Annotated in this window: 17 protein-coding genes; 8 read left to right on the top strand and 9 right to left on the bottom strand. The window is 72.6% G+C overall.

What is annotated here, in order from left to right:
• Positions 1 to 68 precede the first annotated feature (68 nt).
• Together Q9250_RS07020 and Q9250_RS07025 are read left to right on the top strand one after the other, a co-directional pair.
• Positions 69 to 959 carry a sulfurtransferase gene (locus Q9250_RS07020; RefSeq protein ID WP_306231143.1) on the top strand — a complete coding sequence of 297 codons (891 nt, stop codon included), beginning with the start codon at positions 69 to 71 and terminating at the stop codon, positions 957 to 959.
• Entirely contained in the window at positions 956 to 1378 is a 423-nt protein-coding gene (locus tag Q9250_RS07025; protein WP_306231144.1) for a SufE family protein, read from the top strand. The genes Q9250_RS07020 and Q9250_RS07025 overlap by 4 nt, the downstream gene beginning before the upstream one ends.
• Positions 1379 to 1393: 15 nt before the next feature.
• Here the strand turns inward: Q9250_RS07025 and Q9250_RS07030 are convergent, their stop codons facing one another.
• On the bottom strand, positions 1394 to 2608 hold the full coding sequence (locus Q9250_RS07030) for an alpha/beta hydrolase family protein (RefSeq protein WP_306231145.1): 1215 nt from the start codon (positions 2606 to 2608) through the stop codon (positions 1394 to 1396).
• 22 nt (positions 2609 to 2630) lie between these two features.
• On the opposite strand from Q9250_RS07030, the gene Q9250_RS07035 reads away from it, so the two are divergent.
• From Q9250_RS07035 to Q9250_RS07055, 5 genes are all read left to right on the top strand, one after another.
• Positions 2631 to 3227: a DUF3000 domain-containing protein gene (locus Q9250_RS07035; protein WP_306231146.1), complete on the top strand. Its 597-nt coding sequence runs from the start codon at positions 2631 to 2633 to the stop codon at positions 3225 to 3227.
• Between the two features lie 64 nt (positions 3228 to 3291).
• Positions 3292 to 4470: a ribonuclease D gene (locus tag Q9250_RS07040; RefSeq protein ID WP_306233943.1), complete on the top strand. Its 1179-nt coding sequence runs from the start codon at positions 3292 to 3294 to the stop codon at positions 4468 to 4470.
• A gap of 92 nt (positions 4471 to 4562) precedes the next feature.
• A complete protein-coding gene (locus tag Q9250_RS07045; RefSeq protein WP_422665101.1) occupies positions 4563 to 5747 on the top strand; it encodes a thiolase family protein in 1185 nt (394 codons plus the stop codon).
• Positions 5747 to 7885, top strand: a complete 2139-nt coding sequence (locus Q9250_RS07050) for a 3-hydroxyacyl-CoA dehydrogenase NAD-binding domain-containing protein (RefSeq protein ID WP_306231147.1) — start codon at positions 5747 to 5749, stop codon at positions 7883 to 7885. Before Q9250_RS07045 ends, Q9250_RS07050 begins: the two co-directional genes overlap by 1 nt.
• A 20-nt stretch (positions 7886 to 7905) precedes the next feature.
• Entirely contained in the window at positions 7906 to 9405 is a 1500-nt protein-coding gene (locus Q9250_RS07055; RefSeq protein ID WP_306231148.1) for a DUF7059 domain-containing protein, read from the top strand.
• Here the strand turns inward: Q9250_RS07055 and Q9250_RS07060 are convergent.
• The 7 genes from Q9250_RS07060 to dut all read right to left on the bottom strand — a co-directional run bounded on the left by Q9250_RS07060 (position 9395) and on the right by dut (position 17547).
• Positions 9395 to 10210, bottom strand: a complete 816-nt coding sequence (locus Q9250_RS07060) for an ADP-dependent NAD(P)H-hydrate dehydratase (RefSeq protein ID WP_306231149.1) — start codon at positions 10208 to 10210, stop codon at positions 9395 to 9397. The two genes, Q9250_RS07055 and Q9250_RS07060, sit on opposite strands and share 11 nt — an antisense overlap.
• A 22-nt stretch (positions 10211 to 10232) precedes the next feature.
• A complete protein-coding gene (locus Q9250_RS07065; protein WP_306231150.1) occupies positions 10233 to 10703 on the bottom strand; it encodes a hypothetical protein in 471 nt (156 codons plus the stop codon).
• A gap of 66 nt (positions 10704 to 10769) precedes the next feature.
• Positions 10770 to 12737 carry a 1-deoxy-D-xylulose-5-phosphate synthase gene (dxs, locus tag Q9250_RS07070; protein ID WP_306231151.1) on the bottom strand — a complete coding sequence of 656 codons (1968 nt, stop codon included), beginning with the start codon at positions 12735 to 12737 and terminating at the stop codon, positions 10770 to 10772.
• A 95-nt stretch (positions 12738 to 12832) separates the two neighbouring features.
• Complete coding sequence (acnA, locus tag Q9250_RS07075) at positions 12833 to 15649, bottom strand: aconitate hydratase AcnA (protein ID WP_306231152.1); 2817 nt, start codon at positions 15647 to 15649, stop codon at positions 12833 to 12835.
• Between the two features lie 107 nt (positions 15650 to 15756).
• On the bottom strand, positions 15757 to 16497 hold the full coding sequence (locus tag Q9250_RS07080) for a DUF3159 domain-containing protein (RefSeq protein WP_306231153.1): 741 nt from the start codon (positions 16495 to 16497) through the stop codon (positions 15757 to 15759).
• A gap of 1 nt (position 16498) precedes the next feature.
• Positions 16499 to 17098 carry a DUF3710 domain-containing protein gene (locus Q9250_RS07085; protein WP_306231155.1) on the bottom strand — a complete coding sequence of 200 codons (600 nt, stop codon included), beginning with the start codon at positions 17096 to 17098 and terminating at the stop codon, positions 16499 to 16501.
• Positions 17095 to 17547 carry a dUTP diphosphatase gene (dut, locus tag Q9250_RS07090; protein WP_306231157.1) on the bottom strand — a complete coding sequence of 151 codons (453 nt, stop codon included), beginning with the start codon at positions 17545 to 17547 and terminating at the stop codon, positions 17095 to 17097. Before dut ends, Q9250_RS07085 begins: the two co-directional genes overlap by 4 nt.
• A gap of 67 nt (positions 17548 to 17614) precedes the next feature.
• Between dut and Q9250_RS07095 the strand changes: the two genes are divergently transcribed.
• Complete coding sequence (locus Q9250_RS07095) at positions 17615 to 18061, top strand: DUF3093 domain-containing protein (protein ID WP_306231158.1); 447 nt, start codon at positions 17615 to 17617, stop codon at positions 18059 to 18061.
• 69 nt (positions 18062 to 18130) lie between these two features.
• Here the strand turns inward: Q9250_RS07095 and Q9250_RS07100 are convergent, their stop codons facing one another.
• On the bottom strand, positions 18131 to 18415 hold the full coding sequence (locus Q9250_RS07100) for a DUF4193 domain-containing protein (protein WP_306231160.1): 285 nt from the start codon (positions 18413 to 18415) through the stop codon (positions 18131 to 18133).
• Positions 18416 to 18643 lie beyond the last annotated feature (228 nt).

Here is an 18643-nt window from a genome sequence, read left to right on the forward strand (position 1 = left end):
GCCTACCGAGGCCCAGAGCCCCAGAGGCCGCGGGGAGCACCAGCAGCCGGCACAGAAGGAGACCGAACATGACCGAGGCAGAGGCACGATTCGCCGACTACGCGGCGCCCGAGCGACTGGTCTCGACCGACTGGGTCGCCGCGCACCTCGACGACCCCGACGTCGTCATCGTGGAGTCCGACGAGGACGTGCTGCTCTATGAGGTCGGCCACATCCCGGGCGCCGTGAAGATCGACTGGCACACCGACCTCAACGACCCGGTGGTGCGCGACTACGTCGCCCCCGAGGCGTTCGCGAAGCTGCTCGGCGAGAAGGGCATCGGCCGCGACACCACCGTCGTGCTCTACGGCGACAAGTCGAACTGGTGGGCCACCTATGCGCTGTGGGTCTTCGCGCTCTACGGCCACGACGCCACGAAGATCATGGACGGCGGCCGCGACAAGTGGATCGCCGAGGGCCGCGAGCTCACCCGCGAGCCGGCCGGCCGCGCCGCGGTCGACTACCCGGTCGTGCCGCGCGACGACTCGACGCTGCGCGCCTTCCGCGACGACGTGCTCGCCCACCTCGGCAAGCCGCTGCTCGACGTGCGCAGCCCGGAGGAGTTCTCGGGCGAGCGCACCACGGCGCCCGCCTACCCCGAGGAGGGAGCGCTGCGCGCCGGCCACATCCCCAGTGCGTCGAACGTGCCGTGGGCCAAGGCGGTCAACGACGACGGCACGTTCCGCTCGCGCGCCGAGCTCGAGGCGCTCTACCTCGACGGCGCGGGGCTGCGCGACGCCGACGACGTGATCGCCTACTGCCGCATCGGGGAGCGCTCGAGCCACAGCTGGTTCGTGCTCACGCACCTGCTCGGGCTGCCGAAGGTGCGCAACTACGACGGCTCCTGGATGGAGTGGGGCTCGCTCGTCGGCGTGCCGATCGTCACCGGCTCCGAGAGCGGTGGGGTGCCCGCACGATGAGCCTCACGACAGGGCTGCAGGAGACGGTGGATGCGTTCCAGGCGATGGCAGAGCAGGACCGCCTGGAGCTGCTGCTGGAGTTCGCGGACGAGCTGCCCGAGCTGCCCGCGCGCTACGCCGAGCACCCGGATCTGCTCGAGCGCGTCGCCGAGTGCCAGTCGCCCGTCTTCCTCTTCGTCGAGGTCGACGACGCCGTGCACGTGCACGCGACCGCTCCGGCCGAGTCGCCCACCACGCGCGGCTTCGCCTCGATCCTGGCGCAGGGCCTCGAGGGGGCGACGGTCGAGCAGGCGCTGGCCGTGCCCGACGACATGCCGCGGCTGCTCGGCCTCGACCGGGTCGTCTCGCCGCTGCGGCTGCGTGGGATGGCGGGCATGCTCGGCCGCATCCAGCGGCAGGTCAGGGAGCGATCGGCCTGAGCGCGATCGGCCCGGTCAGGCGAACGCGGTGATCCCCCGCGCGTCGAGCCAGTCGCCGATCTCGCGCTCGTAGCGGGCCCGGTCGAGGTTCCACAGCTTCGTGTGCCGGGCGGTGCGCCACTCGCGGTACTCGACGATGTCGGGCCTGGCCGCCGCCAGCGCGCGCGACGCGTCGGGGGGCACGAAGCCGTCCTCCGCGGAGTGGAGCAGCAGGATCGGCTGCGACAGCGCGTCGGCGTGCAGCACGTTGTCGAGCTCGTCGAAGTCGAGGCTGCGGCTGCCGCTCAGCAGCGCCGCGGGCGAGTCGAGCAGCCGCACCGCCGTGTCGGCGAGCCAGGCGGGCATGTGCGCGAGCGCCACCTGCAGCAGCAGTGTGGGGCGCCAGCCGACCACGGGCGAGTCGAGCACGACGCCGACGATGCGCCGGCGGTGTCGCGACCGGCGGGCGACCTGCAGCGCGATCTGGCCGCCCATCGACCAGCCCTGCAGCACGACGCGGCGCGCCCCGCGAGCGAGCGCGAAGCCGATCGCGTCGTCGACGTCGCGCCACTCGTCGAGCCCGAGGCGGAACTTGCCGTCTCGGCTGGGCGGTGCCTCCGTGTCGTTGCGGTAGGAGACGGCCATCACCGGGATGCCGCGGGCGAGGTAGATCGGCGCTGCCCTGATGGTCTCGCGACGGGTCACGCCGCGGCCGTGCACCTGGATGCACCAGGTCTCGGCCGACTGGTCGCCCATGATCCACGCCGGTGCGGGCCCGACCTCGGTCGGCACGTCGACGCGCTCGACCGCATCCGCCACCTCCTGCGGTCGGTGCACGGCGTAGCCCGACCAGCGCGCGGAGGCGACGCCCGCGAGCACCTCGCGCGCCCCGCCGTCGACGGCGCGGGTGACGCTGTGGCCGTCCTGCGCGACGACGCCGCCGAGCACCACGAGCTCGTCGCCGACCCACAGCGCGTACTGGCCGGGCAGCCCGGTGTCGGGCGTGCGCGCGAGGCGCACGCCTCGCGCGTCGATGCCGAGGATCCGGATGTCGTCGACCTGCTCGCGCGGCGGTGTCACCAGCATCGAGGCCACCACCGCCGAGGCGCCGGTGACGGCGAGCGCGACGCCCGCAGCCGCGACGCCGCCCGCGGCCAGCGCCAGCTTGCCGGCCCGCCGCTCCGCCCGTGCCCTCGTGCCAGGGCTGTCGCTCCGCTGTGCGGCGGCGGCGCGCCTGGTTGGGGTCGTCACGCTCGAATCGTAGTCTTGCGAGGTGGACACCAGCAGTGCAGCGCCAGCGCCAGCGCCTGCGGCCTTCGAAGCCGCCATCGACCAGCTGCGCCGCGCAGAGCTGCGACCCGAGCTGACCGTGCGCGAGATCCCGGCCCCCGGCCGCATCGCGCCCTTCTCGTTCGCGATCGCCGCCGACGTCGGCACGCCGAGCCACGGTCGCGACTCCGACCTCGGCACCGGCCGCTTCATCCTCATGCACGACCCCGAGGAGCCCGAGGCGTGGGGCGGCGACTTCCGCATCGTGAGCTTCACGCAGGCCTCGCAGGATCCGGAGATCGGCGTCGACCCGTTCCTCGCCGAGGTGACCTGGACCTACCTGCTCGAGGCGCTCGAGCAGCGAGGCGCCGAGCACCACTCCGAGTCGGGCACCGCCACGAAGATCCTCTCCAGCGGCTTCGGCGAGCTCGCCGCGCAGGGCGACGGCGCGCAGATCGAGCTGCGGGCGTCGTGGACGCCCACCGGGCACGACTTCGGCGCCCACCTGACGGCCTGGACCGATCTGCTGTGCGCGATCGCGGGGCTGCCGGTGCAGCCGGGGGCTGCCGGACTCGACGCGCATCGGCGTAGCCGTGGTTGAGCCCGACGCACCGGAGGCCGAGGCGCCGCAGCTGCCGGAGGCTGTCGCGCAGGGACCGCTCGACGTGATCGTCGACGCCGACGCGCTGCGACGGGCAGCCGATCGCCTCCATGCAGGCGAGGGCCCCGTCGCGGTCGACGCCGAGCGCGCCAACGGCTTCCGCTACAGCGCCCGCGCCTACCTCGTGCAGCTCCACCGGCGCGGCAGCGGCACGGTCATGGTCGACCCCACCGCCCTCGACGACCTCTCCCCCATCCAGGAGGCGATCGGCGGCGAGGAGTGGATCATCCACGCCGCCAGCCAGGATCTCCCGAGCCTGCGCGAGATCGGTCTCGAGCCGGCGGTGCTGTTCGACACCGAGCTGGGCGCGCGACTGGCCGGCTTCGAGCGCGTCGGGCTCGCCGCCGTCACCGAGCGCCTGGTCGGGCTGCGGCTGCGCAAGGAGCACGGCGCCAGCGACTGGTCGGCCCGGCCGATCCCCCGCTCGTGGCTCGAGTACGCAGCCCTCGACGTCGAGGTGCTCCCCGATGCCCGGGACGCGCTCGCCGACGAGCTGCGCGCGCAGGGCAAGCAGGAGCTCGCCGAGCAGGAGTTCGCGTACGCGCTCGAGCGGCGCCCGAAGCCCGCTGCCGCAGAGCCGTGGCGTCGGCTCTCCGGGATCCACGCCATCCGCGACCGGCGGCAGCTCGCGGTCGCCCGCGAGCTCTGGCTCGCTCGCGACGCGCTGGCGCGCGACACCGACACCGCCCCGGGCCGCCTGGTGCCCGACCGCTCGCTGCTCGCGGCCGCGATGGCCGACGTCGACGCCAAGGGCAGGCTCGCCGCGCGCAAGGACTTCAGCGGCCGCGCGAGCCGCAGCGAGCTCGACCGCTGGTGGGCGGCGATCGAGGCCGGCCGCACGACCGACGACCTGCCCGCGCTCCGCGTCAAGAGCGACGAGCCGCCGCCCCCGCGCTTCTGGAAGGGGCGCCGTCCCGAGGCCGACGCGCGCCTCAAGCATGCGCGCGCCGCGGTGCAGGCGGTCGCCGAGGAGCTGTCGCTGCCCTCCGAGAACCTGCTCATGCCCGACACGCTCCGGCGCGTGGCGTGGGAGTCGGTCGAGCCGACGACGGATGCGGTGGCCGAGTTCCTGCGCGAGCGCGATGCCCGCGCGTGGCAGGTTGCCGCGACCGCACAGAAGATCGCCGCCGCATTTGTAGAGGCTGACCAAGCGGCTCCCGAGCCGTCCGAGTCCGCCTCGTAGGAAGCGGCAACCGCCCAGTCCGGGCCTGCGGCGGCTTCCTACACTGGTGCCGCAATCACCAATCAGGAGGCATCGTGGCCAACGACGACGTCGTGTTCGTGGACGGCGTCCGCACCCCATTCGGGCGCGCGGGCGAGAAGGGCATGTACTGGCAGACCCGAGCGGATGACCTGGCGGTCAAGGCGCTGACGGGTCTCCTCGAGCGGAACCCGGGCCTGCCGCTCGACCGCATCGACGAGGTCGCCATCGCAGCCACCACCCAGCAGGGCGACCAGGGGCTCACGCTCGGCCGCACGGTCGGCATGCTCGCCGGCCTGCCCGTGTCGGTGCCGGGCTACGCCATCGACCGCATGTGCGCCGGCGCCATGACCGCCGTCGCCGCCGTCGCGGGCGGCATCGCCTTCGGCGCCTACGACATCGCCGTCGCCGGCGGGGTCGAGCACATGGGCCGCCACCCGATGGGCCTCGACGCCGACCCGAACCCGCGCTTCGTCGCCGAGAAGCTCGTCTCGATGGACGCGCTGAACATGGGCAAGACGGCCGAGCGCATCCATGACCGCTTCCCGCACCTCACCAAGGAGCGAGCCGACCGCTACGCGCTCGGCTCGCAGCAGAAGTACGCCGCAGCCGTCGCCGCGGGCAGCATCCAGCCCGACCTCGTGCCGGTCGCCACGCAGTCCGCCGCAGGCTGGGGCCTGGCGACGGCCGACGAGGCGCCGCGCCCCGAGACGTCGATGGAGGGCCTGGCGGGTCTGAAGACCCCGTTCCGCGACCACGGGCGCGTGACCGCGGGCAACGCATCCGGCCTCAACGACGGCGCCACGATGTCGATCATCGCGTCGGCCGCAGCCGCGAAGGAGCACGGCCTGACCACCAAGATGCGCATGGTCTCGTTCGCCTTCGCCGGCGTCGACCCCGACATCATGGGCATCGGTCCCGTGCCGTCGACCGAGAAGGCGCTGCGCAAGGCGGGCCTCGGCATCGACGACATCGGCCTGTTCGAGCTGAACGAGGCGTTCGCGGTGCAGGTGCTGTCGTTCACCGACCACTTCGGCATCGCCGACGACGACGCGCGCGTCAACCCGTGGGGCGGCGCGATCGCGATCGGCCACCCGCTCGCCTCGTCGGGCGTGCGCCTCATGCTGCAGCTGGCCCGCCAGTTCGAGCAGCGCCCCGACGTGCGCTACGGCGTCACCGCCATGTGCGTCGGCCTCGGCCAGGGCGGCACGGTCATCTGGGAGAACCCCCACCACAAGCGCTACGGGAAGGGCAACTGATGGCCATCCGCGACGAGTTCCCGAAGCTCGCTGCCGCCTCGTTCGACGAGGTGGTCACGCACAGCCTGGTGCGCGACATCGCGCTCGCCTCGGGCCGCACGCTCGCCCTCATCACGCTCGACAACGGGCGAGACCACACGCGCCCGTCGACCCTCGGCCCCGTCACGCTCTTCGAGCTCGGCGACGCGCTCGAGGCGCAGCGCGAGCGCGCGGCGAACGGCGAGGTCGACGCGATCGCGGTCACCGGCAAGCCGTACTTCCTGGCCGCCGGCGCCGACCTGTCGAACGTGAGCTCGATGCCCGACCGCGCGACCGCCGCGGAGCTGCCGCGCCTCGGCCACCGCGTGCTCGGCCTGCTGCACCAGGCACCCGTGCCGACGTTCGTGTTCATCAACGGCCTCGCGCTCGGCGGCGGCCTCGAGATCGGCCTGAACGCCGACTACCGCACCATCAGCGCCGCGGCGCCCGCGGTCGCGCTGCCCGAGACGTTCCTGGGCCTCGTGCCCGGCTGGGGCGGCGCGACGATCCTGCCGAACCTGATCGGCATCGAGCGGGCCCTCAAGGTGATCATCGAGAACCCGCTCAAGCAGCGCGTGCTGAAGCCGGCGGAGGCGCTCGAGCTGGGCATCGCCGACGCGATGTTCGGCCCGGCGAGCTTCCTCGAGTCGTCGCTCGCCTGGGCCGACGCGGTGCTGGGCGGCAAGAAGGTCGAGCGGCCGCACGTGCCCGGCACGCTCGAGCGCACCGTGAAGTGGCCGATCGCGCTGAAGATCGCGCGCGAGACGCTCGAGAAGAAGATCGGCACGGTGGCGCTGGCGCCCTACCGCGCGCTCGAGGTGATCGAGCTGGCGAAGAAGAACGACCGCGCCGCGGGCTTCGCCGCGGAGGACGCGGCGCTCGCCGAGCTGATCCCCGGCGACCAGTTCGTCGCGTCGATCTACGCCTTCGACCTCGTGCAGAAGCGCGCCAAGCGCCCTGCCGGCGCACCCGACAAGGAGCTCGCGAAGAAGGTGACGAAGGTCGGCATCATCGGCGCCGGCCTCATGGCCAGCCAGTTCGCACTGCTGTTCGTGCGTCGCCTGCAGGTGCCGGTCGTCATCACCGACCTCGACCAGTCGCGGGTCGACAAGGCCGTCGCGGGCATCCGCGGCGAGATCGACGCGCTGGCCGGCAAGGGCCGCATCTCGACCGACGAGCAGCAGCGCCTCTCGGCGCTGATCTCGGGCACGGTCGACAAGGCCGACTTCGCCGACTGCGACTGGGTGATCGAGGCGGTGTTCGAGGAGCTCTCGGTCAAGCAGCAGGTCTTCCGCGAGGTCGAGCCGCACCTCAGCCCGGAGGCCGTGCTGGCGACGAACACGTCGGGGCTGTCGATCGAGGCGATGGCGTCGGCGCTCGAGCACCCGGAGCGCCTGGTCGGCTTCCACTTCTTCAACCCGGTGGCCGTGATGCCGCTCGTCGAGGTCGTCAGGACCCCGTCGACCGACGACGCCACCCTCGCGACCGCGATGCGCGTCGCGAAGGACCTCAAGAAGACCGCCGTCATCACGCGCGACACCCCCGGGTTCGTCGTCAACCGCGTGCTCGCGAAGCTGCTCGGCGAGGCCATGCACGCGGTCGAGCAGGGCACGCCCTTCGAGTCGGTCGTCGAGGCGCAGCGCGGCTTCGGCTTCCCGATGGACCCGTTCGTGCTGCTCGATCTGGTCGGCCTCAAGGTGGGCGCGCACGTGCTCGACACGCACCACGGCGCGTTCCCCGACCGCTTCTTCGAGTCGAAGGCGCTGCACGAGCTGGCCGAGGCGGGCGTGCTGCTCGACAAGGACGGCAAGGGCGAGGCGAAGGGCATCGACAAGCGCGCGAAGAAGATCGTCGCGAAGCACACGCCCGCCGGCGCCGAGCCGCTCTCGGTCGATGCGCTGCGCCTGCGCATCGAGGACGGCCTGGCCGACGAGATCAAGCGGATGCTCGACGACGGAGTCGTGGAGGCCGCCGAGGACATCGACCTCTGCATGATCCTCGGCGCCGGCTGGCCGTTCCAGATGGGCGGCATCACGCCGTACCTCGACCGGGTCGGCGCCTCCGAGCGGGTCTTCGGCGGCGCGTTCCACGAGCCGCGGATCGCGGGCCCCGCCGCCTGATCCTCCGGCAGACTGGAGCGATGCAGCCGCGCTCCGACATCGACGCCCTCGCCCGTGACCTCGGAGCCTCGCGCTTCACGGGCGAGGGCGTCGTCGCGCTGCTCGGCGCCGACGCCCAGGCCGCGATCGACCGCATGGTCGCGGCCCCGGCACGCCGCGCGGCCCTGCGCTCCCCCGGCGCGCTCGCGACGCTGGTGCGCGTGCTGCTGCTCGGCGACGCGGTGCCCGAGGCAGAGGTGGCGGATGCGCTGCCGACGCTGGGCGTCGACGGTGCGGTCGCGCTCGGCCTCGTCCGCGTCGCGGACGGCACGGCGACGCCGCTGCTGACGATCCGCCCCTACCGGTTCCGCGACGCCGTCGGGGCTGGCGAGTGGTGGATCGCCAGCGACCTCGACGAGCTCTCCGGCGTCTGGCCGCTGCGCCCCGACCACGTGCTCGGCGTCGGCGGCGCCGCCCGCACCCTCGCCCAGCTGCTGCCGCCGGTCGAGGCCGAACGGGCGCTCGACCTGGGCACGGGCTGCGGGGTCATCGCCCTGCACCTGCGTCGTCTCGCCCGGTCGGTCGTGGCGACCGACATCTCCGAGCGAGCGCTGCGGTTCGCCGCCCTCAACGCCGCGCTGAACGGCGTCGACGGCATCGAGACCCGGCTCGGCTCGCTGTACGAGCCCGTCGACGGAGAGCGCTTCGACCTGATCGCCTCGAACCCGCCGTTCGTCATCACGCCGCGCGCGGAGGGCGTGCCCGAGTACGAGTACCGCGACGGCGGCCGCACGGGCGACGCGCTGATGGCGGAGGTCGTGCGGGGGCTCGCGGCGCACCTGGAGCCGGGCGGCGACGCTCGCCTGCTGGGCAACTGGGAGACGGTCGACGGCGAGCCGGGGCTCGAGCGCGTCGCGGCGTGGAGCGACGGCCTCGCCGCGTGGGCCATCGAGCGCGACGCCCTCGACCCCGTGCGCTACGCGGAGCTCTGGCTGCGCGACGGCGGCACGCTCCCCCGCGACGCCGAGCATGACGCACTGATGACGGCCTGGCTCGACGACTTCTCCGCCCGCGGCGTCGATGCGATCGGGATGGGCTGGCTCGCGGCGCGCAGGGCCGAGCCCGCGACGCCGCGCCGCTTCGAAGCGGTCGCGCAGCCCGTCGCGCTCGAGCACGCCGGCGCGCACCTCGCCGCCGCGTTCGACGACGCCGCCTGGCTGCACGGCGTCGACGACGCCGCGCTCGCCGCGCAGCACCTGACCGTGGCGGCCGACGTCACCGAGGCCCGTCACCAGCGGCCCGGCGCCTCCGGGCCCAACGTGATCGAGCTGCGCCAGGGCGGCGCGCTCGGGCGCACGCTGTCGGTCGACACCGCGCTCGCGGCGCTGGTGGGCGCGTGCGACGGCGAGCTGCCCGTCGGCGCGCTCATCGGCGCGATCGCGGGCCTGCTCGAGGTCGACGAGGCGGTGCTGTCCGCCGACCTGCTCCCGCGCGTGCGCGAACTCGTCGTCACCGGCTTCCTGCGGCCCGTCAGCGACTGAGCGCGGCGGCGACCGCCTCGGGCAGCCGCTCGGCGACGTCGAGCGCCACGATCGGGCGATCGCCCTCGGCGGCGAGCGCCGCGGCCGCCCCGTGCAGCGCGACCGCCTGGGCTGCCATCGCGGCGAGGTCGGAAGCGTCGCTCGCCGCAGCGGCGTTCGCCGCCACGATCGCGCCGAGGATGCCGGCCAGCACATCGCCGGTGCCCGCGGTGGCGAGCCGATGGGTGGCCGCGGCGACGGTGGCGGTGCGGCCGCCCGGAGCGAAGACCCGCGTCGCGGCGCCCTTGGCGACCACGACGGCATCGAGCGCGGCGGCGGCGCACGTGCCACGCATCCGCTCGTCTTCGTCGTCGGTCGCGATGCCGAGCTGCGCGAGCAGGCGCGCGAGCTCGCCGGCGTGCGGGGTGATGACCGCAGGGCCCGCGTGACCGCCGACCAGGTCGAGGGCTCCGGCATCGACCACGCAGGGCGCGCCCGAGGCGAGCGCCGCCAGCAGCGCGGAGCGCAGCGCCGAGCCGCGCTCGCGGGCGTCCTGCCCGGAGCCGAGCAGCCACGCGTCGACATCGGCCGCCGCATCGTCCGGCTGCTCGCTCAGGTCGTGGCAGACGGTCTCGGGCCTGCGGGCGAGCACGAGGTCCTGCACCCGGCGCGGCGCCCAGAGCCGCACCATGCCGGCACCGGTGCGCCAGGCCGCCTCCACGCCGAGCACCGCGGCCCCCGGGTAGCGGTCGGAGCCGGTCATCACGCCCAGCACGCCCATCGAGCGCTTGTCGTCGGCAGGGCCTGGCCTGCGGAGCCACGTCATGCCGCCACCCTACGGCGGCACCCTACGCCGCGTCGGGTCGCGGCCTTCGGGCACCGGTCTGGCCGTCGGCGTCGTCGTCGGCGTCGGGCTCGAGCAGGTCGACACCGCAGCCGTGCGCGAGCAGCACACCGCGCAGCGCCTCCGGGCGATCGGCCGCAGCGCGGTGGATCACGTCGTGCCACGCCCAGTCGTCGGGCGACGGCCACGGAGATCCCGGCCGCTCGAGCACGACCGCCAGCGACGTCCCCGCGTCGGCGAAGAAGCCGATGATGCGCCGCAGCGCACCGACCGCCGGGGCGTCGGGCGTGATCGGCGGATCGTCGAGCTGCGTGAGCTGCGGCACGAGCAGACCGCGTTCATCGATCGCGAGCAGCCACAGCCGCCGCACGTAGCCCTGCTGGATCAGGGTCCTGGCGCGCTCCAGCAGCGCGGCCTCGTCGGCGAGGGGCAGATCGCCGAGCTCCAGCAGGCGGTCTGGGGTGATGTCGTCCATGGCGGCATGGAAGCGCACACCGCCTGTCGTCGGCGGGTCGGATGCGACGGGCTGTGGAGAGCGGCCTCAGTCGGTCGCCTGCGGCGCGCTCGACGTCGCCGGGGCGTCGAGGTGCAGCTGCTGCTCCTCGGGGAGCCGCCGCGCGACCGGCACGCGCCCGGTGCCGAGCACCTGCTGCACGATGTTGCGCGCGATCGCCTGCGCGGAGAGGCCGACCTCCTCGAGGATCTCGCCCCGCTCCGCATGGTCGATGAACTCGCCAGGCAGGCCGAGCTCGTCGACCGGGGTGTCGACGCCCGCCGCGCGCAGCTCCTGGCGCACGCGCGTGCCGATACCGCCGACGCGGACGCCGTCCTCGAGCGTGATGACGATGCGGTGCTCGCGCGCGAGCTCGACGATCGAGCCGGCGACCGGCACGACCCAGCGCGGGTCGACGACGGTGACGCCGATGCCCTGCGCCTGCACGCGGTCGGCGACATCCATCGCCAGGTGCGCGAACGAGCCGATGGCGATGATCAGCACGTCGCGGTGCGCCGCCTCGCGCAGCACGTCGACGCCGTCGGCGGTGCGCCGCGCGGCCTCGAGCTCGTTCGGCACCGAGCCCTTCGGGTAGCGGATGACGGTGGGCGCGTCGTCGACCGCGACCGCCTCGCGGAGCGCCTCCTGCAGCCGCGCGGCGTCGCGCGGGGCGTTGAGACGGATGCCCGGCACGAACTGCAGCAGCGCCAGATCCCACATGCCGTGGTGGCTGGGGCCGTCGGGACCCGTGACGCCTGCCCGATCGAGCACGAACGTCACGCCCGCCCTGTGGAGGGCGACATCCATCAGCACCTGGTCGAACGCCCGATTGATGAAGGTGGCGTAGATCGCGACGACCGGGTGCAGGCCGCCGTAGGCGAGGCCCGCCGCGGTCGTCACCGCGTGCTGCTCGGCGATGCCCACATCGAGCACTCGCGAGGCGTCGTGCGCGGCGAGGCGGTCGAGGCCGGTGGGGCGCAGCATCGCCGCGGTGATGCCGACGATGCGCTCGTCCTGCTTGGCGAGCGCCACAAGCTCGTCGGCGAAGACGCTCGTCCACGACGGCCGCCCGGCGCTCGAGAGCGACTCCCCCGTCTCGGGGTCGATCTGGCCGACGGCGTGGAACTGGTCGGCCTCGTCGTTGATGGCCGGGTCGAAGCCCTGGCCCTTCTGCGTGATCACGTGCACGATCACCGGGGCGCCGAAGTCGCGCGCCTGCGTCAGCGCCTCCTCGAGCGCGCCGAGGTCGTGACCGTGGATCGGGCCGAGGTACTTGATGTCGAGGTTCGAGTAGAGCACCTCGTTGTTGACGAAGCGCGTCAGGAAGCCGTGCGTCGCGCCGCGCACGCCGCGGTAGACCGCCCGGCCCGGGTGGCCGAGGTGGGAGAAGAGGCGCTCGGACTTGCCGCGCAGGCTCGTGTACGAGCGCTGGGTGCGCACGCCGTTCAGGAAGCGCGCCATGCCGCCGATCGTGGGCGCGTACGAGCGGCCGTTGTCGTTCACGACGATCACCAGCCGGCGCCGGTTGTCGTCGGAGATGTTGTTGAGCGCCTCCCACGTCATGCCGCCGGTGAGCGCGCCGTCGCCTACCACCGCGACGACGCTGCGGTCGTGCTGACCGGTGATGTCGAAGGCGCGGCTGATCCCGTCGGCCCAGGACAGCGACGAGGATGCGTGGCTCGACTCGACGATGTCGTGCTCGCTCTCGCTGCGCTGCGGGTAGCCGGCGAGGCCGCCCTTCTGGCGCAGCCGCGAGAAGTCCTGCCGGCCGGTGAGCAGCTTGTGCACGTACGACTGGTGACCGGTGTCGAAGACGAAGGCGTCCCGCGGCGAGTCGAACACGCGGTGCATCGCCATGGTCAGCTCGACCACGCCCAAGTTCGGTCCGAGGTGGCCGCCGGTGCGGGCGACCTCGCGGATGAGGAACGCGCGGATCTCCGCCGCCAGCTCGGTGAGCTCGGCGGGCGAGAGGCGGTCGAGGTCGCGCGGACCGGTGATCTGCTCGAGGATCGTCATGATCCGACCATGGTAGTCGCGCCCGCTGGGGCTGAGGGCGGACGGAGACGGCCCCGCGCTCCTCACGGAGCACGGGGCCGTTCAGGCGCTGTCGATCAGACCAGCGAGCGCAGCACGTACTGCAGGATGCCGCCGTTGCGGTAGTAGTCGGCCTCTCCGGGCGTGTCGATGCGCACGACCGCGTCGAACTCGACGGTCTGCTTGCCCTCAGGGCTGTGCTCGCTCGGATCGGCGGTGACGTGCACCGTCTTCGGCGTGCGGCCCTCGTTCAGCTCGGTCAGGCCCGAGATCGAGATGACCTCGGTGCCGTCGAGGCCCAGCGACTCCCAGCTCTCGCCTGCGGGGAACTGCAGCGGCACGACGCCCATGCCGATGAGGTTGGAGCGGTGGATGCGCTCGAACGACTCGGTGATGACCGCCTTGACGCCGAGCAGGCTCGTGCCCTTGGCAGCCCAGTCACGGCTCGAGCCCGAGCCGTACTCCTTGCCGCCGAGCACGACGAGCGGGGTGCCCTGCGCCTGGTAGTTGATGGATGCGTCGTAGATCGCGGCCTGCGGGGCCTCGGGGCTCGTGAAGTCGCGCGTGAAGCCGCCCTCGACGCCGTCGAGCAGCTGATTCTTCAGACGGATGTTCGCGAACGTGCCGCGGATCATCACCTCGTGGTTGCCGCGGCGCGAGCCGTAGGAGTTGAAGTCCTTGCGCTCGACGCCGTGCTCGGTCAGGTACTGGCCGGCGGGGCTGTCGGCCTTGATGTTGCCGGCGGGCGAGATGTGGTCGGTGGTGACCGAGTCGCCGAGCTTCGCGAGCACGCGCGCCCCGGAGATGTCGGAGACCGGCGTGAGCTCCATCGTCATGCCGTCGAAGTACGGGGGCTTGCGCACGTAGGTCGACTCCGCGTCCCACTCGAAGACGTTGCCGTCGGGCGTGGGCAGGCTGCGCCAGCGGTCGTCGCCGTCGAACACGGCCGAGTACTGCCGGAGGAACATCTGCGTGTCGATCGACGAGTCGATCGTCGACTGCACCTCCTCGGCGGAGGGCCAGATGTCGGCGAGGAAGACGTCCTGGCCGTCCTTGCCCTTGCCGAGGGACTGCGTCTCGAAGTCGAAGTCCATCGTGCCGGCGAGCGAGTAGGCGATGACGAGCGGCGGCGACGCGAGGTAGTTCATCTTCACGTCGGGGTTGATGCGGCCCTCGAAGTTGCGGTTGCCCGAGAGCACCGCCGTCACGGCGAGGTCGTGCTCGTTGATCGCGGCCGAGACCTCCTCGATCAGCGGGCCCGAGTTGCCGATGCAGGTCGTGCAGCCATAGCCGACGGTGTAGAAGCCGAGCTCGTCGAGGTCCTTGGTGAGGCCCGACTTGTCGTAGTACTCGGTGACGACCTTCGACCCGGGGGCCAGCGTGGTCTTGACCCACGGCTTGGCCTTGAGGCCGCGCTCGACGGCCTTGCGGGCGAGCAGGCCCGCCGCGAGCATGACCGAGGGGTTCGAGGTGTTGGTGCACGACGTGATGGCGGCGATGGTGACGGCGCCGTTGTCGAGCGTGTAGGTCTCGCCCTCGGGCGTGGTCACCGACACGGGCTTCGAGAGCTCGGTGGGGATGCCGCTGCTGATGTGCACCTCGCGGGTGGCCACCTCCTCCTCGCCGGGCACGGCGCCCGGGTCGGAGGCGGGGAACGAGTGCTTCGACTCGAGGTCGACGACGTCGTTGGACGTCGCGGCCGTCGCGTAGTCGACGATGTCCTTGGCGAACTGCGTCTTCGCGGCAGAGAGCTCGATGCGGTCCTGGGGGCGCTTCGGGCCGGCGATCGAGGGCACGACGGTGCCGAGGTCGAGCTCGAGGTACTCGGAGAAGACGGGCTCCACCGACGGGTCGTGCCACAGGCCCTGCTCCTTCGAGTACGCCTCGACGAGCGCGACCTGCTGCTCGTCGCGGCCCGTCAGGCGCAGGTAGTCGAGCGTGACGTCGTCGATCGGGAAGATCGCGGCGGTCGAGCCGAACTCGGGGCTCATGTTGCCGATCGTCGCGCGGTTGGCGAGCGGCACGGCGCCGACGCCCGTGCCGTAGAACTCGACGAACTTGCCGACGACGCCGTGCTTGCGGAGCATCTCGGTGATCGTGAGCACCACATCCGTCGCCGTCACGCCCGTGGCGATCTGGCCGGAGAGCTTGAAGCCGACGACGCGCGGGATGAGCATCGACACGGACTGGCCGAGCATCGCGGCCTCCGCCTCGATGCCGCCCACGCCCCAGCCGAGCACGCCGAGGCCGTTGACCATCGTCGTGTGCGAGTCGGTGCCCACCACGGTGTCGGGGTAGGCCGTCAGCTCGCCGCCGAACTCGCGCGAGTAGGTGACCTTCGCGAGGTTCTCGATGTTGACCTGGTGCACGATGCCGGTGCCCGGCGGAACGACCTTGAAGTCGTCGAAGGCCGTCTGGCCCCAGCGGAGGAACTGGTAGCGCTCGCCGTTGCGCTGGTACTCGATCTCGACGTTGCGCTCGAAGGCGTCGGGCGTGCCGAACAGGTCGGCGATGACCGAGTGGTCGATGACGAGCTCGACCGGCGCGAGCGGGTTGATCCTGGTGGCGTCGCCGCCGAGCTCGGCCACGGCCTCGCGCATGGTGGCGAGGTCGACGATGCAGGGCACGCCGGTGAAGTCCTGCAGCACGACGCGCGCCGGCGAGAACTGGATCTCGACGTCGGGCTCGGCCGCGGCATCCCACGACCCGAGTGCCTCGATCTGCGCCTTCGTGACGTTCGCGCCGTCCTCGGTGCGCAGCAGGTTCTCGAGCAGCACCTTGAGGCTGAAGGGCAGCCGCTCATGGCCCGCGACCGTGTCGATGCGGTAGTAGGTGTAGTCGGTGCCGCCGACCGACAGCGTGTTCTTGCTGCCGAAGCTGTTGGGGTTCGCCATCGTGACTCCTCAGGGTCTCGCGGGATGCGCTGGCTGCGCCTCGAGTGTATGCCTCGGTCTGCTGATCACAACGGCCTCGAGGCGAGATATCTTGACGTCAAGATACCTTACTCCGACGTGGAGGTCTCGGCATCTGCAGGCGTGTCGAGCACCGCGCGGACCATCAGCCACGAGACCCACAGCGCGGCAAGGTACAGCGGCACGCCCATGACGAGCTTGGTGGCGGCCAGCGCCTCGACCGCGCCGCGCACGCCGGCGTCGGCGGCGAGGTACATCGGCACCTGGATCGCCAGGCGGGCGCCGATGACCACGAGCCACAGCACGGTCGCGCGCCAGGCGACCGCGCGCTTCGCCCGCTCGGTGCGCCAGGCGTAGGGCTTCGCGGTCAGCCCGCCGGCGATCAGGCCGACCAGCGGCCGGCGCGCGAGCATGCTCACGAGCAGCACGACCACGAGCACCGCGTTGACGGTGAAGCCCCAGAGGAAGTTGTCCTCCCCCTGGCCGGTGATGAGCGCCACCGCGGCGGAGATGCCGACGCCGATGAGCCCGGCGAAGGCGAGCACGGGCTGGCCCTTCTGCACGACCCGCCAGGTCACGAAGCCGACCGAGACGACTAGCGGCACGAGCACCGAGATCAGCACGTCCTTGGTCGTCGCGTACAGGACCAGGAAGAGGATGCCGGGCAGCAGCGACTCGAAGAGGCCGCGCACCCCGCCCATCGCGCCCAGCAGCGCGTCGGCCGAGGGCTTCGCCGAGGGGTCGAGGTGGCCGAGCTTCGAGCTGCGGATCGCCGCGCCCACCTGGTCGGCGAACGTCGGCTCCGGCTCCTGCTGCCGGTCGTCGGTCACGTCAGACCGGCTTCGGTGCGCTCAGGGGGATGAGGTCGCGCGGGGGCATCGGCTGCACGCCGCGGCACACCACCGTCGAGCGGAACAGCTCGAAGGCCTTCTCCGCCTGCGCGTCGTCGACCGCCGCGTTGCCGCCGATGAGGCCCTGCAGCATCCAGCGCGGGCCGTCGACGCCGATGATGCGCACCGCCCGCGGGGCGCCGTCGGGGCCGACCGTGAGGCGGGCGCGGAGCTCGGGGCCCAGCGGCCCGTCGGCCTCCTCGACCGACGCGCCCTGGCGCTCGAGCTGCGCGCGCAGCACCTCGCGCACCGGCTCCCAGATGCCCTCGCTGCGCGGGGCGGCGAACGGCTGGAGCTGCACGGTCGAGCCCTCGTGCTCGAGCGTGACGGCGACGATGCGCTTCGTCTTCTCCTCGACCTCGAGCCGCATCTGCATGCCGGGCCGGGGCACGATCCGCAGCCCGCCCAGATCGACGTACGGGCGCACCGGCGCCTCGGACTCGTCGAGCGGCCCGGCGACCGCGCGGTCCTCCGGGGCGCTCTTGTCGACGAGCTGCTCCTCGTCGGGCAGCTCTTCGGTGCTGTCTGTGGTGTCCGTCATCGTGCGGTCCCCTCCGGTGCGGCGCCGCGGCCGGTGGATCCGTGCCCGCGCTCACCCCGATCCGATCCCGGCAGCCGCTCGACCGCGATGAAGCGCGCGCGCTCGACGCGCTGCACGATCAGCTGGGCGATGCGGTCGCCCACCTCGATGCGGTGCGGCTCGCCGCCGGTGTTGAGCAGGTTGACCTTGATCTCACCGCGGTAGCCCGCGTCGACCGTGCCCGGTGCGTTCACGATCGTGATGCCGTGCTTCGCCGCCAGCCCGCTGCGCGGGTGCACGAACGCGGCGTAGCCGTCGGGCAGCGCGATCGCGATGCCCGTGGCGACGAGCGCTCGCTGGCCGGGCTCGAGCGTGAGCGCCTCCGCGGCGTGCACGTCGGCACCGGCATCGCCGGGGTGCGCGTAGGACGGCACCGGCGATCCGGTGATGAGGACTTCGACCTGCTCCATCGCACCGAGGCTATCCGAGCGAGGCCGCGTGGGAAAACGCACGGCCGAGTCGCGAGAGGATGGGGGCATGGAAACCGCCCCCTCGTACCGCGAGCGGCTCGCGCCGCCGTGGTGGCTGCTGCTGGTCCTGCTGCTCATCGTGCCCGCCGTGCTGCTCGTGTTCCTGCCGGTGAACCCGCAGGTGGGGGTCGCGCTGGCGATCGGCATCTATCTCGCCGTGGTCGCGCTGCTGTGGCTGGCCGCGCCCGTGGTCGAGGTGCAGGGCGGCACCCTGCGCGCCGGTCGCGCCCGCATCGAGGTGGAGCACCTCGGCACCGCAGAGCCCAAGCTCGGCGACGACGCGAAGGCGCAGATGCGCGCGGGTTGGCAGCCCGACGCGCACCACGTGATCTCCCCATGGACGCGCACGCTCGTGCACGTGCCGGTGGCGGATCCCAGCGACCCGACTCCCGCCTGGGTCATCAGCTCGCGTCGGCCCGAGCGCCTCGCCGCCGCCATCGAAGCGGCCAGGTAGCAGTCGAGCCCCGGCCGTCACCGGCTCGGGGCTCGCATCGCTCTGGGTGGAACGCTCAGGGTCGATCGATCACGTGCACTCGCGGCAGATCGGGCCGAGCTTGGTCTCGTGGTCGAACTGCAGGCGGTGCTTCACCAGGAAGCAGCTCACGCAGGTGAACTCGTCCTCCTGCGCCGGCAGCACGACGACGTCGAGCTCGACGTCGGCGAGGTCGGCGGCGGAGAGATCGAAGCTGCCCGGGTTGTCGGCATCCTCGTCGGTGGAGACGCTCTTCGCAGGGACACGCTCCTTGAGCGCCTCGATCGACTCGTTCTCGTCGTCGGTCTTGCGGGGGGCGTCGTAGTCGGTGGCCATCTGGCAGTCCTTGCTGGGGGTGGTGGGCGGCGTCGGCGCATATTCAACACGAAACCTCACGCCCTGGCAAATCAGATATCTGCCGGGCCGATTCCTGCCGAACGAGCGCCGACGTTCCGCAGTGCTCTACCCCACCGAACGCGCGGCGCGCCCGCACCATTCCCGAGCCGTCCCCGGTCCGCGTGGGATGCTGGCACGAACCGACACCGCCAGGAAGGACCGACGAAC

It is taken from the genome of Agrococcus beijingensis, from assembly GCF_030758955.1.
GTDB classification, from domain to species: domain Bacteria; phylum Actinomycetota; class Actinomycetes; order Actinomycetales; family Microbacteriaceae; genus Agrococcus; species Agrococcus beijingensis.